General features: G+C 67.6%; 14 protein-coding genes and 2 tRNA genes. 11 read left to right on the top strand and 5 right to left on the bottom strand.

The annotated features are described in order from the left end of the window. Nucleotides 1–7: 7 nt before the first annotated feature. A complete protein-coding gene (locus tag OHZ10_RS05470) occupies nucleotides 8–670 on the bottom strand; it encodes a LutC/YkgG family protein (RefSeq protein ID WP_059235406.1) in 663 nt (220 codons plus the stop codon). Nucleotides 671–758: 88 nt separating this feature from the next. After that, nucleotides 759–1958: a nicotinate phosphoribosyltransferase gene (gene pncB / locus OHZ10_RS05465; RefSeq protein ID WP_059235408.1), complete on the bottom strand. Its 1200-nt coding sequence runs from the start codon at nucleotides 1956–1958 to the stop codon at nucleotides 759–761. Nucleotides 1959–2245: 287 nt separating this feature from the next. On the opposite strand from pncB, the gene fdxA reads away from it, so the two are divergent. From fdxA to OHZ10_RS05425, 8 genes are all read left to right on the top strand, one after another. Beyond that, the gene (gene fdxA / locus OHZ10_RS05460; protein WP_059235411.1) at nucleotides 2246–2569 is read left to right on the top strand and encodes a ferredoxin FdxA; all 324 of its coding nucleotides are present in this window, start codon (nucleotides 2246–2248) and stop codon (nucleotides 2567–2569) included. A 110-nt stretch (nucleotides 2570–2679) separates the two neighbouring features. After that, nucleotides 2680–2755, top strand: a tRNA-Asn gene (locus OHZ10_RS05455). Between the two features lie 71 nt (nucleotides 2756–2826). Further along, nucleotides 2827–2902 (top strand) — tRNA-Asn (locus OHZ10_RS05450). Between the two features lie 126 nt (nucleotides 2903–3028). After that, on the top strand, nucleotides 3029–3514 hold the full coding sequence (locus OHZ10_RS05445; protein WP_059235413.1) for a CreA family protein: 486 nt from the start codon (nucleotides 3029–3031) through the stop codon (nucleotides 3512–3514). Nucleotides 3515–3576: 62 nt separating this feature from the next. Next, nucleotides 3577–4482, top strand: coding sequence for an AraC family transcriptional regulator (locus OHZ10_RS05440; protein WP_059235415.1), 906 nt, complete (start codon nucleotides 3577–3579; stop codon nucleotides 4480–4482). A 127-nt stretch (nucleotides 4483–4609) separates the two neighbouring features. After that, nucleotides 4610–5377 carry an AzlC family ABC transporter permease gene (locus OHZ10_RS05435; RefSeq protein WP_059235416.1) on the top strand — a complete coding sequence of 256 codons (768 nt, stop codon included), beginning with the start codon at nucleotides 4610–4612 and terminating at the stop codon, nucleotides 5375–5377. After that, nucleotides 5374–5712 carry an AzlD domain-containing protein gene (locus tag OHZ10_RS05430; RefSeq protein ID WP_174993483.1) on the top strand — a complete coding sequence of 113 codons (339 nt, stop codon included), beginning with the start codon at nucleotides 5374–5376 and terminating at the stop codon, nucleotides 5710–5712. Before OHZ10_RS05435 ends, OHZ10_RS05430 begins: the two co-directional genes overlap by 4 nt. 161 nt (nucleotides 5713–5873) lie before the next feature. Continuing rightward, on the top strand, nucleotides 5874–6656 hold the full coding sequence (locus tag OHZ10_RS05425) for a DUF4088 family protein (protein WP_059235420.1): 783 nt from the start codon (nucleotides 5874–5876) through the stop codon (nucleotides 6654–6656). A 131-nt stretch (nucleotides 6657–6787) separates the two neighbouring features. Here the strand turns inward: OHZ10_RS05425 and OHZ10_RS05420 are convergent, their stop codons facing one another. Then, nucleotides 6788–7189 (bottom strand): hypothetical protein, encoded by a 402-nt coding sequence (locus tag OHZ10_RS05420; RefSeq protein ID WP_059235422.1) that lies wholly within the window; start codon nucleotides 7187–7189, stop codon nucleotides 6788–6790. Nucleotides 7190–7457: 268 nt separating this feature from the next. Between OHZ10_RS05420 and OHZ10_RS05415 the strand changes: the two genes are divergently transcribed. The 3 genes from OHZ10_RS05415 (at nucleotide 7458) to fumC (ending at nucleotide 10742) form a co-directional block, all read left to right on the top strand. Continuing rightward, nucleotides 7458–7676 (top strand): RNA-binding S4 domain-containing protein, encoded by a 219-nt coding sequence (locus tag OHZ10_RS05415; RefSeq protein ID WP_006486208.1) that lies wholly within the window; start codon nucleotides 7458–7460, stop codon nucleotides 7674–7676. Nucleotides 7677–7813: 137 nt separating this feature from the next. Beyond that, on the top strand, nucleotides 7814–9202 hold the full coding sequence (gene norM / locus OHZ10_RS05410) for a multidrug efflux MATE transporter NorM (protein WP_059235424.1): 1389 nt from the start codon (nucleotides 7814–7816) through the stop codon (nucleotides 9200–9202). Nucleotides 9203–9347: 145 nt separating this feature from the next. Then, the gene (fumC, locus tag OHZ10_RS05405; protein ID WP_059235426.1) at nucleotides 9348–10742 is read left to right on the top strand and encodes a class II fumarate hydratase; all 1395 of its coding nucleotides are present in this window, start codon (nucleotides 9348–9350) and stop codon (nucleotides 10740–10742) included. A gap of 46 nt (nucleotides 10743–10788) precedes the next feature. Here fumC and OHZ10_RS05400 read toward each other — a convergent pair whose 3' ends face one another. Together OHZ10_RS05400 and OHZ10_RS05395 are read right to left on the bottom strand one after the other, a co-directional pair. Beyond that, entirely contained in the window at nucleotides 10789–11301 is a 513-nt protein-coding gene (locus OHZ10_RS05400; protein ID WP_012328135.1) for an acyl-CoA thioesterase, read from the bottom strand. A 131-nt stretch (nucleotides 11302–11432) separates the two neighbouring features. Next, nucleotides 11433–11573 carry a hypothetical protein gene (locus tag OHZ10_RS05395; RefSeq protein WP_174993482.1) on the bottom strand — a complete coding sequence of 47 codons (141 nt, stop codon included), beginning with the start codon at nucleotides 11571–11573 and terminating at the stop codon, nucleotides 11433–11435. Nucleotides 11574–11690 lie beyond the last annotated feature (117 nt).

Genomic DNA, 11690 nt, shown 5'->3' with positions numbered 1-11690 from the left:
GGGTGCGTCATGCGCCCCGTACGATGATCACGTGCACGCGGTACGGGCCGTGCGCACCCAGTACTATGGTCTGCTCGATGTCGCCCGTGCGCGACGGGCCCGACACGAAATTGACCGCGCGCGGCAATTCGCCGCGCTCCGTGCGAATCAGCGCGAACGCGTCTTCATGCCCGGCAACGATCCGCGAAGCCGGTACGATTGCGATGTGTGTTTCCGGCAACAGGCCGGCCGACGCATAGGTGTCGGGGCCGGACAGCAGCACCAGCGAACCCGTTTCGGCGGTCGCGCAAAAACAGCCGGTGAGGCCGACGAGATCGCCGTCGCGCGGCTTGCGGCATTCGACCGACAGGCCGGCGCCGGCCCAGTCGAAATCGGCCAGCGTGCGCCAGGCGACAGCCTGCGTCGGCAGGCCTTGAGCGGCAAGATAGCGGGCGGCGGCGGCGGGCGCGTCGGCCAGCGTCGCGACTTCGTCGATCGTGGTCGACAGGCGCGCCGCTTCGTCGACGAAGGCGGCGACGAGGTCGGCCGGCGCCGGCGGGCGCGGACCCTGCGGATGCCGTGCGAGGTAGTCGGTGACGCCGTCGCGCTCTGCTGCGTCGGGTTCGGCCGCGCGCCCCTGCGCCGCGCGGATGCGCGCGAGGATCTGGCGACGGGCAGCGGAAGTGTCCATGAACGGTCCTCGTGACGTTGGCGTGCAATACCGTCCGATTATACCGGCCACCCCTGCCGCCACGCACCTTCGGCCGAACGGCCGGTGCTTACTTCGACGCGTCTTCCTCGACCGGCTGCGCGATGCCGAACACCTGGCGCAGGTACGCGAGATACGCCTTGTCGTCGCACATGCTCTTGCCCGGCGAATCCGACAGCTTCGCGACCGGCTGGCCGTTGCAGCGGACCATCTTGATCACGATCTGCAGCGGCACGTAGCCGAGATCGTTGGTGAGGTTCGTGCCGACGCCGAACGCAAGCTTGCAGCGACCGCGGAACCGTTCGTACAACTGCATGACCTTCGGGATGTCGAGCGCGTCCGAGAACACGAGCACCTTGGTGCGCGGATCGCAGCGGTTCGCCTCGTAGTGGCGCAGCATCCGCTCGCCCCAGTCGAACGGATCGCCCGAATCGTGGCGCGCGCCGTCGAACAGCTTGCAGAAGTACATGTCGAAGTCGTTCAGGAACGCATCCATTCCGTAGACGTCCGACAGCGCGATCCCGAGGTCGCCGCGGTATTCCTTCGCCCACATCTCGAAGCCGTAGATCTGCGAATCGCGCAGCCGCGGGCCGAGCGCCTGGCACGCCTGCAGGTACTCGTGCGCCATCGTGCCGAGCGGCGTGATGTCGTGCTTCATCGCGTACAGCACGTTGCTCGTGCCCGCGAACTGCGGGCCGAGCCCGTCGCGCAGCGTGAGCGCGACTTCCTCGTGCCAGACCTTCGAGAAGCGCCGGCGCGTGCCGTAGTCGGCGATCTTGCAGTCGGCGAACTCGGGCTTCGCGCCGAGCAGCGTGATCTTCTCGCGCAGCCGCTCGCGGCCCTCGCGATAGTCGGGCTCGCGCTGCGTGTTGCGGAAATAGACTTCGTTGACGATCGCGAGCACCGGGATCTCGAACAGGATCGTGTGCAGCCACGGCCCCTCGATCACGATGTCGATCTCGCCATGGCCCCTCGGCGACGGCGTGATCGAGATGTATTTCTCGTTCAGATGGAACAGCGCGAGGAAGTCGACGAAATCGCTCTTGATGAAGCGCATCCGCCGCAGGTAGTCGAGTTCGACGTCCGAAAAGCGCAGCGCGCACAGGCCGCGCACCTCGTCGCGGATCTCGTCGATGTACGGCACGAGATCGACGCCCGGCGTACGGCACCGGAAACGGTATTCGACGCTTGCGGCGGGAAAGTGATGCAGGACGACCTGCATCATCGTGAACTTGTAGAGATCCGTGTCGAGCAGCGAAGTGATGATCATGATTACGGCACCGCCAATATCGTGACAGGGCCCCGGCGCACCGCGCGCCGCCCGGTCTGCCGGTCATGTTACCCGAATGCGGGCCCGACCATCGCGAAACCGCCCGCCGCCCTGCCCCGTCGCGCCGGCGCCCGTGTGCGGGGATGGGCTTTGCCCACCCCATAAACTAATCACGAAACGATATAAGCCGGATAGCCGACCACGCCATGCGGGTTTTGCGCTTCAGTTACAATGCCGCTTTTGGCGCAAACGCCACCCCATATATACCGCCAAGCAGGAGCGTTTTAATGACTCACGTTGTGACCGAAGGCTGCATCAAGTGCAAATACACGGATTGCGTGGATGTGTGCCCGGTGGATTGCTTCCGTGAAGGTCCCAACTTTCTCGCCATCGATCCGGACGAGTGCATCGACTGCGCCGTGTGCGTGGCCGAGTGCCCGACCAATGCGATCTATGCCGAAGAAGACGTTCCGGGCGACCAGCAGCAGTTCACCGAGCTGAACGCCGAGCTGGCAAAGGGCTGGCCGTCGATCACGAAGACCAAGCCGGCCCCGGCCGACGCGGACGAGTGGAAGGACGTGCAGGAGAAGCTGCACCTGCTCGAGCGCTGATCGCGCCGCGCGCCGCGCGCCGCATAAAATTTTTGTGTGCCGCGGCCCAAAAGTGTTGACAGGTTAGCGAACACTCCATACAATCTCGTTTCTCTGCTGTTGTTGTTTGTTCCCCGATAGCTCAGTCGGTAGAGCGCCGGACTGTTAATCCGTAGGTCCCTGGTTCGAGCCCAGGTCGGGGAGCCAAAAACACACAAGCCCGTTGAAAGTGGACGGGTTTTTTGTTGGAAACAACGCACGCAGATATACCGATTTATTCCCCGATAGCTCAGTCGGTAGAGCGCCGGACTGTTAATCCGTAGGTCCCTGGTTCGAGCCCAGGTCGGGGAGCCAGACAGCGAAAGGCCCGTCATTCGACGGGCCTTTTGTTTTTCCGGCCGCCCTCTCGCGTTCCGCCTTTCATCGCCCGGTCACGCGCATGCTAGAGTCTCTGTCCCGCATTCGCATCCGGTTCCGTCGATGAAGCATCGCCTCCTCCGTTCCGCCCCGTTCGCCCTCCTGCTCTCCGCCTTCACCGCGGCACCGCTCGCGCACGCGGAGGAAGTCGGCAGCGTCAACACCCATTTCCGCGTCACGGGCTCCGACCGCGTGGTCGTCGAGGCGTATGACGATCCGGTCGTGAACGGCGTGACCTGCTACGTGTCTCGCGCGCGCACCGGCGGGATCAAGGGCACGCTCGGCGTCGCCGAGGATCCGAGCGAAGCGTCGATCGCCTGCCGGCAGGTCGGCCCGATCAGCTTCAAGGAACCGCTCAAGCAGCAGACCGACGTGTTCAGCGAACGCATGTCGTTCATCTTCAAGACGCTGCATGTCGTGCGCGTCGTCGACAAGAAGCGCAACACGATCGTCTACCTGACCTACAGCGACCGCATCGTCAGCGGCAGCCCGAAGAACGCGGTCACCGCGGTGCCGATGCCGGCCGGCACTACGATTCCGGTCAAGTAACACGCACACCGGCCGGGCGCGCGAGCGATACACTGTCGGTTCGACCGCTCCCGCGCCCGATCATGTCCGCCGCCCACCTTCCGGATTCCGCACGCTACTGGCGCACGCCGCTGCTGCCGGAGGCGGATCTCGTCACGGCGACCTATCGCGACCACACGTTCGCGCCGCACTGGCACGACGCGTACACGATCCCCGTGATTCTCGAAGGCGCAGAACGCTTCACCTATCGCGGCAACGGCTATGTCGCCGAAACGGGCAGCGTGCCCGTGATCAATCCCGGCGAAGTGCATACGGGGTCGCGCGCAGCCGACGAAGGCTGGTGCTATCGCGTCAGCTACATGCCCGTCGAATTCATCCGCGAACTCACGAGTGCGATCGCCGGCCGCCAGCAGGACGCGCCGTGGTTCGCCCCCGACGTGATTCACGATGCCGATCTCGCAGCCCGGCTCACGCTCGCGCACCGGATGATGGAAGCCGGCAGCGACCGCGCGCTGTCTTCGAATGCGCATGCGCCGGGGCAAGCGGCCGACGACCCGGCCAACACCGCATCGCGCATCTACGATCCGCTCGCCGCCGAAACGGCGATGCTCGACGCGCTGTCGACGCTGATCGTGCGTCACGCCGACGCGCTGCCGCGACCGGCGCCGCTCGCGTCCGACGAACCGCGCGTCGAGGCGATGCGCGAGCGGCTCGCCGCCGACCTGATGGCCACGGTAACGCTCGACGACGTCGCGCAGGCGGCCGGCCTGTCGCCGTTCCACGCAGCACGCCTGTTCACGCGCACGACCGGCATGCCGCCGCATGCGTGGCGCAACCAGCTGCGGCTGCAACGTGCGCTCGCGCCGCTGCGCGCGGGCGTACCCGTCGCCGACGTCGCCGCAGCCAGCGGCTTCGTCGACCAGAGCCACTTCACGCGGCATTTCAAACGGATGTTCGGCGTGCCGCCCGGCCGCTGGCAGGCGAGCTGACCCGCGGCGCCCCGCGGCCGGCAACCGCGACGCACCCCGCGCCGGCCGGCACGCGAGCCCCGCCCCCGATTCCGCGAGCGCAAGAACATACAAGCCGGCCCGCCACCGGCTCGCTATCCTCCAATTCATGGAGAAGCGCTCTTTGAACCCGACACCCGCATCGCCCCCGCGCCGCCCGCTCAACGAGTGGCTCGACGGCGCGCGCGACACGATTCCGATGATGATCGGCGCAGCACCGTTCGGCGTGATTTTCGGCACGCTCGTCGGCGGCGGCCCGCTCGCCGCATGGCACGGCGCACTGATGTCGCTCGCCGTGTTCGCGGGCTCCGCGCAGTTCATCGCGCTCGGCCTGATCGCCGGCAGCGCGAGCTTCGTCGTCGTGCTCGCGACGACCCTGATCGTGAACCTGCGCCACCTGCTGTACAGCGCGACGCTCGCGCCCTATGTCGCGCATCTGCCGCTGCGCTGGCGCGCAACGCTCGGCGCGCTGATGACCGACGAGGTGTTCGCGGTCGCCTATGCGCACTACCGGCACTTCCCGCCCGGCGCGATCGGCCCCCACTACTTTTTCGGCTCCGGGCTCGCGATGTACCTGAACTGGCAGGTCTGGACGCTCGCGGGCATCGGCTTCGGCGCGGCGTTCCCGGGCCTGCAGTCGCTCGGCCTCGATTTCGCGATGGCGGCCACCTTCATTGCGATCGTCGTCCCGCAGCTGGGCACGCTGCGCTATTTCGCGGCGGCCGCGACGGCCGGCACGCTCGCGTACTTCTGGCAGGGCTGGCCGTACAAGCTCGGGCTGCTCGGCGCGGTCGCCGCCGGCGTCGCGATCGGCGTTGCGCTCACGCTGCTGCATGAACGCACGCGTGCCGGCTCGCGCAGGGAGGCTGCATCGTGAGCTATGCGCTGCTGATCCTGGGGATGGCCGTCATCACGTACGCGATCCGCTCGACGCTGTTCCTGTTCGGCGAGCGGCTGACGTTCCCCCCGCTCGTGCGGACCGCGCTCGGCTTCGTGCCGGTCACCGTCCTGACCGCGATCATCGTGCCGATGGCCGTCTCGCCGCACGGCGGCACGGCCGAGCTGACCTGGCGCAATCCGCAGCTCGTCGGCGCGCTCGCCGCCGTGCTCGTGTCGGCGGCAACCCGCCGCCCGCTCGTGACGATCGCGGCCGGGCTCGTGGTGTTCTTCTTCTGGCAAGGGGTCGTGATCCCGCACTGGCTGCCCGCCTGAGCACACGCTCTACCGCGCGCGCTCAAGTTTCCGCCCGGCGCGCCGATATAGGGAATGAAGACCCGCCACCGGCCTCGGCGCGCACCGGTCAGTCGACACGGCGCCCGCCCCGGTGCGCCGTGCCGGCCGTCGGCTTGCGCGGGCCGCCATCGAGACGATTCATGGGCCAGATCACCCTTTCCCTCAAGGACGACACGCTCGAGTCCCTGCGCAAGGACTACGACGCATTCGTGCGCGTGTCGCTGAAACTCGACCCGCAGTTCGCAACGCCGTCGTTCGAGGATTTCCTGCGCGCGAAGCTGCTCGACAACATGGTGCCGCTGACCGAGCACGCGGTGCAGCGGATGCTGCAGGGCGGCCAGTACGCGTGGGCCAAGCGCACGCTCGACAAGGAATTTCCGGACGTCGTCGCGATCCTGATGCGGCAGGCCGGCGAATTCGGCTTCGGCTTTGCGTCGCGCTCCGAATGGACCCCCGACGAACTCGCGAAAGCGTGCCGCGACTGGGCGAAGGCGATCGTCGCCGAAGCGCAGGGCGACCCGTCGCTGATCGATCCGCTCGCATCGCAGATCAAGGGCGCGGCGCAAGACATCCAGACGCTCGAGGAACTGATGCAGACGCCCGCGTGGCGGCTCGCGGAATCGTTGCGGCAGCGGATCTACGAGGCCAAGCTCGCGTGCGAGATGAGCGTCGGCAGCACCGCGCGCGACAAGCTCGGCGAACTGCGCGGGCTGCTGCGCCTCGGGCTCGCGCACGGGTCGTTCCAGAAGCAGGAAGCGCAGCAGATCATGGAATACCTGCGGCTGCTGAAACCGGAGATCTTCGTCGAGGAACCGTACGACGTCTTCGCGCGGCTCGCTGCATGGCTGCGCAGCGTATTCACACCTGCGGCGGTGCGACCGGCCCAGGGGCAGGGACAAGGGCAAGGACAGCGCCGGCCGTGACCGCACGCCCGTTCCGCTGACAACACGACGCGATGAAAAAGGCCCGGTTCGCGCAAAGCGAACCGGGCCTTTTGACAACCGCCGTCGCAACACCGCTTCCGGCGAACATCGCGACGGCGCCGGGCACCCGCTTACTGCGTGGCGCCCTGGGCCGATGCACCGCCCTCCGCGCCGACCGAGGCGCCGCCTTCGGTCGCTTCGCCGGCCTTCGCCTTGGCCGAACCGGCATGGCCCTTGGCCGACTTCGCGGCATGCTTCGTGTGCTTCTTGGCCGAATGGACGGTCGACGTCGCCGAATCCTTCGCGCCGTCGGCGGCCGCGCCGACCGCATCGGTCGCACCGCCGGCCGCATTGCCCGACGCGTTCGCGCCGGCACCGCCCTGCACGCCTGCGCCGACACCTGCCGCCGGAGCTTGCGCCTGCACGCCGGCACCGGCTGCACCCTGCGCCGCCGTACCCGTCTGGGCAAACGCGGCCGAAGTGGCGAACGCCGTCAGCGCGGCACCGATCAGCATCGTACGAATCTTGGACATGGCAATTCTCCTCAAGAGTTGTGAGCCCGGACCGCAGCGATGCGGCCCGTCGCGTCCCTGCCGCAACACGCAGCAGGTACGACAGAAGACCCGCCGCCCGCACGGCCGGTTCGTCGATTTCTCAGACTGTTACCCACCATTGCATTTGCTGACGAATCGCTCACAGTCCTTAACAACTGCCCGCAGCAGCGGCCCGCGCTCGCGTGCCGGGCCGCGGTGCCGTATGATGCGGAGCGTTTCCTCCCGCGCCTTGCGCACCTTCTTCGTCATGCCCAACCTGGATTTCACGCTGACCGGCGAATACGTCGAGCTGCACAACCTTCTCAAGATCACCGGCCTCGCGGACAGCGGCGGCACCGCGAAGCTGATCGTCGCGTCCGGCGCGGTGAAAGTCGACGGCGCGGTCGAGCTGCGCAAGACCTGCAAGATCCGCGCGGGCCAGGTCGTGCTGCTTGGCGACACGCGCATCGCGGTGCGCGAGGCCTAGCACTCGCGTCGTTCCCCCTGTCCGCGACATGGCCATCGGCGCACGCGTTCGACACGGTTTGAATAAAGCCGTAAGCTAAGCGTCTCTCAAAATAAATACATACAGCGCGGGCCCGCACCCGCGCGAGCGCCCATTCCATGTCGCATTCCGGTCTTACGCGGACGGTCGCTGCGCCGCCGTCGCTATCCAGTCACGCCGCCGATACCGCGCGCCTCGCCGCGCCGCTCGCGATCGCGCAACTTTCGCAGATGGCGATGAGCGTCACCGACACGGTGCTGCTCGGTTCGCTCGGCCCCGATTCGCTCGCGGCGGGCGGGCTCGGCGCGAACTTCTTCTTCGTCATCGTGACCATCCTGCAAGGCGTGCTGTCGTCGGTCAGCGTGAGCGTCGCGCATGCGCGCGGCGCGCAGGCCGAGCACCGCGTGCCGCACATCTACTGGACCGGCTTCGCACTGTCCGTGCTGCTCGCGATTCCGGCGATCGTCGCGCTGTCGCTGTCCGAAACGATCCTGCTGATGTTCCACGAGCCGCCGCTGCTCGCGCATCACGTCGGCGAATACACGGGGATCCTGCGCTACGCGGCGCTCGGCAGCCTGATCGGCGTCGGGCTGATGCGTGCATTCCTGCCGGCGATCGGCGCCGCAAAGCGGCTGCTGTGGGTGTCGATCGGCGGCGTCGGCGTCAACGGCGTGCTGAACTACGGGCTGATCCACGGCGCATTCGGGCTGCCGCGCCTCGGCTTTCTCGGTTCGGCGGTCGCGACGACGATCACGATCTGGCTCACCGCGCTCGCACTCATCTGGCTGCTGCACGGCCGGCAGCGCTTCCGCCATTTCGTGACTGCGTCGCGCCCGAAGCTGCCCATGATGGGCGAACTGATCGGCATCGGCTGGCCTGTCGCGATCACGTACGGGGTCGAATCGACGCTGTTCCTCGCCACCGGCCTCACGGTCGGCGTGCTGGGCGCGACGTCGCTCGCCGCGCACCAGATCGCGCTGAACGTCGCGTCGGTGTCGTTCATGGTGCCGCTCGCGATCGGCCAGGCCGCCAACGTGCGCGTCGGCTACTGGGTCGGTGCGGGCTCACCCGTCGCCGCACGGCACGCGGGCTTCGTCGCACTCGCGCTCGGCGTCGCGTTCATGTCGCTGTCGGGCGTCGTGATGATCGTCGCGCCGCATACGATCGTCGGCCTGTACCTGCACCTCGACGACCCGGCCAACGCGGCCACGGTGTCGCTCGGCGCGTCGCTGCTCGGCATCGCCGCGGTGTTCCAGATCGTCGACGGGATGCAGACCGTCGCGTCGGGTGCGCTGCGCGGCCTGAAGGACACGCGCATTCCGATGCTCGCCGCAACCTTCGGCTACTGGGGCATCGGCTTTCCGACCGGCTACTGGTTCGCGTTCCACGCGGGCCTCGGCGCGCGCGGCCTGTGGTGGGGGCTCGCGGCCGGCCTCGCGAGCGTCGCCGCGCTGATGGCATGGCGCTTTCACCGCAAGACCGCGTCGCTCATTGCGGCGGCGCACTAGGCGCGACACGACGCGAAATCGCGGCCGGCGCTATGCTTGTCGGTTGAACACCTCGAGACGCCGCGCGAGCGGCGCGACTGCCTCACGATACGTCTGATGCCGCGCGACGACGCGCGGCCTTTCCCCTTTCCAGGAGGAGTGCATCATGAACGAAGCAGTTCGGATGGAACGCGATACGTTCGGCGAAATCGCCGTGCCGGCCGACCGACTTTGGGGCGCGCAAACCGAGCGCTCGCTGCAGAATTTCCGGATCTCGACCGAGAAGCAGTCGCCCGAGCTGATCCACGCGCTGGCGATCGTCAAGCGCGCCGCGGCAGCCGTGAACCAGTCGCTCGGCGTGCTCGCCGACGACAAGGCGCGCGCGATCATCGACGCGGCCGACGAGATCATCGCCGGCAAGCATCCGCGCGAATTCCCGCTCGCGGTGTGGCAGACGGGCTCCGGCACGCAGACCAACATGAACCTCAACGAGGTGATTGCGAACCGCGCGAGCGAGCTGATGGGCGGCGAGCGCGGCGAAGCGCGCAAGGTGCATCCGAACGACGACGTGAACCGCGGCCAGTCGTCGAACGACGTGTTCCCGACCGCGATGCACGTCGCGGCCGCGTACGCGATCGTCAACCACCTGCTGCCGGCGCTGCGCACGCTGCGCACGACGCTCGACGCGAAGTCGAAGGCGTTCGCCGACATCGTGAAGATCGGCCGCACGCACCTGCAGGACGCGACGCCGCTCACGCTCGGCCAGGAATTTTCCGGCTACGTCGCGCAGCTCGACCAGAGCATCCGTCACGTCGAATCGGCGCTGCCGCACCTGTACGAGCTCGCGCTCGGCGGCACTGCGGTCGGCACCGGGCTGAATGCGCATCCGGAGTTCGCAGTGCGTGTCGCCGACGAAATCGGCCGGCTCGCGAAGCTGCCGTTCGTGACGGCGCCGAGCAAGTTCGAGGTGATGGCGGCCGCCGACGCGCTGGTGTTCGCGCACGGTGCACTGAAGACGGTTGCGGCCGGCCTGATGAAGATCGCCAACGACGTGCGCTGGCTCGCGAGCGGGCCGCGCTGCGGGCTCGGCGAACTGTCGATTCCGGAGAACGAGCCGGGCAGCTCGATCATGCCGGGCAAGGTGAACCCGACGCAGTCGGAAGCCGTGACGATGCTGTGCTGCCAGGTGTTCGGCAACGACGTCGCGGTCAACGTCGGCGGCGCGAGCGGCAATTTCGAACTGAACGTGTTCCGGCCGATGATCGCGCACAACGTGCTGCAGTCGGTGCGGCTGCTCGCCGACGGCGCGCAGAGCTTCAACGATCACTGTGCGGTCGGCATCGAGCCGAACCGTTCGCGGATCGACCTGCTGCTGAACGAATCGCTGATGCTCGTGACGGCGCTCAATCCGCACATCGGCTACGACAAGTCCGCCCAGATTGCGAAGAAGGCGCACAAGGAAGGCACGACGCTGAAAGCGGCCGCACTCGCGCTCGGCTATCTGACCGAGGCGGAATTCGATGCGTGGGTACGCCCCGAACAGATGATCGGGACGCAGTAAAGGCAGGACAGCGGGCGCGGCGCGTCGAGCGCGGCGCCCGTCGCGGTCAGACCGCGCCCTTCGCGACCTCTTCCGGTTTCATCTCGACGATCTTGTCGAGCGCGGCCCGCACGTCGGCCGCATATTTCGCGAGCACCTTCTGCTCGTCGGTCTCGGGCACGAACGGCGGCACCGGCACCGGGTTGCCGTTCTCGTCGACCGCGACGAACACGACCAGGCAATCGGTCGTCTGGCGCAGCACGCCGCCCTTCGGATCGCCGGCGTGCACGGACACATGGATGTGCATGCTGGTGCGGCCCGTCGCCACGACGCGCGCCTTCAACTCGACCAGATTGCCGACGAGGATCGGACGCTGGAAACGGATGTTGCCGACGCTGACCGTCACGCAATAGCGGCTCGACCAGACGGCCGCGCACGCATACGCGACCTCGTCGATCCACTTCATCAGCGCGCCGCCATGCACCTTGCCGCCGAAGTTCACGGACGAAGGCTCGGCAAGGAAGCGGAATACGGTTTCGGTGCGGTCGAGGGCGGCCGGCACGGGGGACGGTTGGGACATCGTTCTGGCTCCAGGCGGCAGGGGCGCTGTAATCGGGCCATTATACGTTGCACTGCGGCAACGCGTCGCGGCAAACCCCGTGTGGCGCGGCTGTGGCGGCCATGCCCGACACGCCCGCTGACCGGCTCCGATCAGCGGCGCACCGTGATGCCCTGGTCGATCGTCCCGTACATCTCGATACTGCCGCCCTGCCCGCCGGTGGCGCCCGCGCCGCCCTGCGCACAGGCCGCGCAGACGAGCGCGGCTGCCAATACACAGAAAATCGTCTTCATCGTTGCATCGTGTCCCGTGCGGCGGCCCGCTGCCGCCGCGTCAGGCCATTCTACGCGCGCCCTGCAACGGGCCGCAGTCCGGCCCGCCGCCGAGACGGCATCGCTGCATCCGACATT

Origin of the sequence: Burkholderia arboris (genome assembly GCF_038723655.1) — a bacterium.
Lineage (GTDB): Bacteria > Pseudomonadota > Gammaproteobacteria > Burkholderiales > Burkholderiaceae > Burkholderia > Burkholderia arboris.
This window is presented reverse-complemented; position numbering and strand designations above follow the sequence as displayed.

Bases quoted from the DNA above. Each gene is read 5' to 3' on its own strand.
- fumC (WP_059235426.1), top strand. From the start codon at position 9,348: ATGAACGAAGCAGTTCGGATGGAACGCGATACGTTCGGCGAAATCGCC.
- OHZ10_RS05435 (WP_059235416.1), top strand. From the start codon at position 4,610: ATGGAGAAGCGCTCTTTGAACCCGACACCCGCATCGCCCCCGCGCCGC.
- OHZ10_RS05400 (WP_012328135.1), bottom strand. From the start codon at position 11,301: ATGTCCCAACCGTCCCCCGTGCCGGCCGCCCTCGACCGCACCGAAACC.
- OHZ10_RS05425 (WP_059235420.1), top strand. From the start codon at position 5,874: ATGGGCCAGATCACCCTTTCCCTCAAGGACGACACGCTCGAGTCCCTG.
- fdxA (WP_059235411.1), top strand. From the start codon at position 2,246: ATGACTCACGTTGTGACCGAAGGCTGCATCAAGTGCAAATACACGGAT.
- norM (WP_059235424.1), top strand. From the start codon at position 7,814: ATGTCGCATTCCGGTCTTACGCGGACGGTCGCTGCGCCGCCGTCGCTA.
- OHZ10_RS05420 (WP_059235422.1), bottom strand. From the start codon at position 7,189: ATGTCCAAGATTCGTACGATGCTGATCGGTGCCGCGCTGACGGCGTTC.
- OHZ10_RS05470 (WP_059235406.1), bottom strand. From the start codon at position 670: ATGGACACTTCCGCTGCCCGTCGCCAGATCCTCGCGCGCATCCGCGCG.
- OHZ10_RS05445 (WP_059235413.1), top strand. From the start codon at position 3,029: ATGAAGCATCGCCTCCTCCGTTCCGCCCCGTTCGCCCTCCTGCTCTCC.
- OHZ10_RS05415 (WP_006486208.1), top strand. From the start codon at position 7,458: ATGCCCAACCTGGATTTCACGCTGACCGGCGAATACGTCGAGCTGCAC.
- OHZ10_RS05395 (WP_174993482.1), bottom strand. From the start codon at position 11,573: ATGAAGACGATTTTCTGTGTATTGGCAGCCGCGCTCGTCTGCGCGGCC.
- OHZ10_RS05440 (WP_059235415.1), top strand. From the start codon at position 3,577: ATGTCCGCCGCCCACCTTCCGGATTCCGCACGCTACTGGCGCACGCCG.
- pncB (WP_059235408.1), bottom strand. From the start codon at position 1,958: ATGATCATCACTTCGCTGCTCGACACGGATCTCTACAAGTTCACGATG.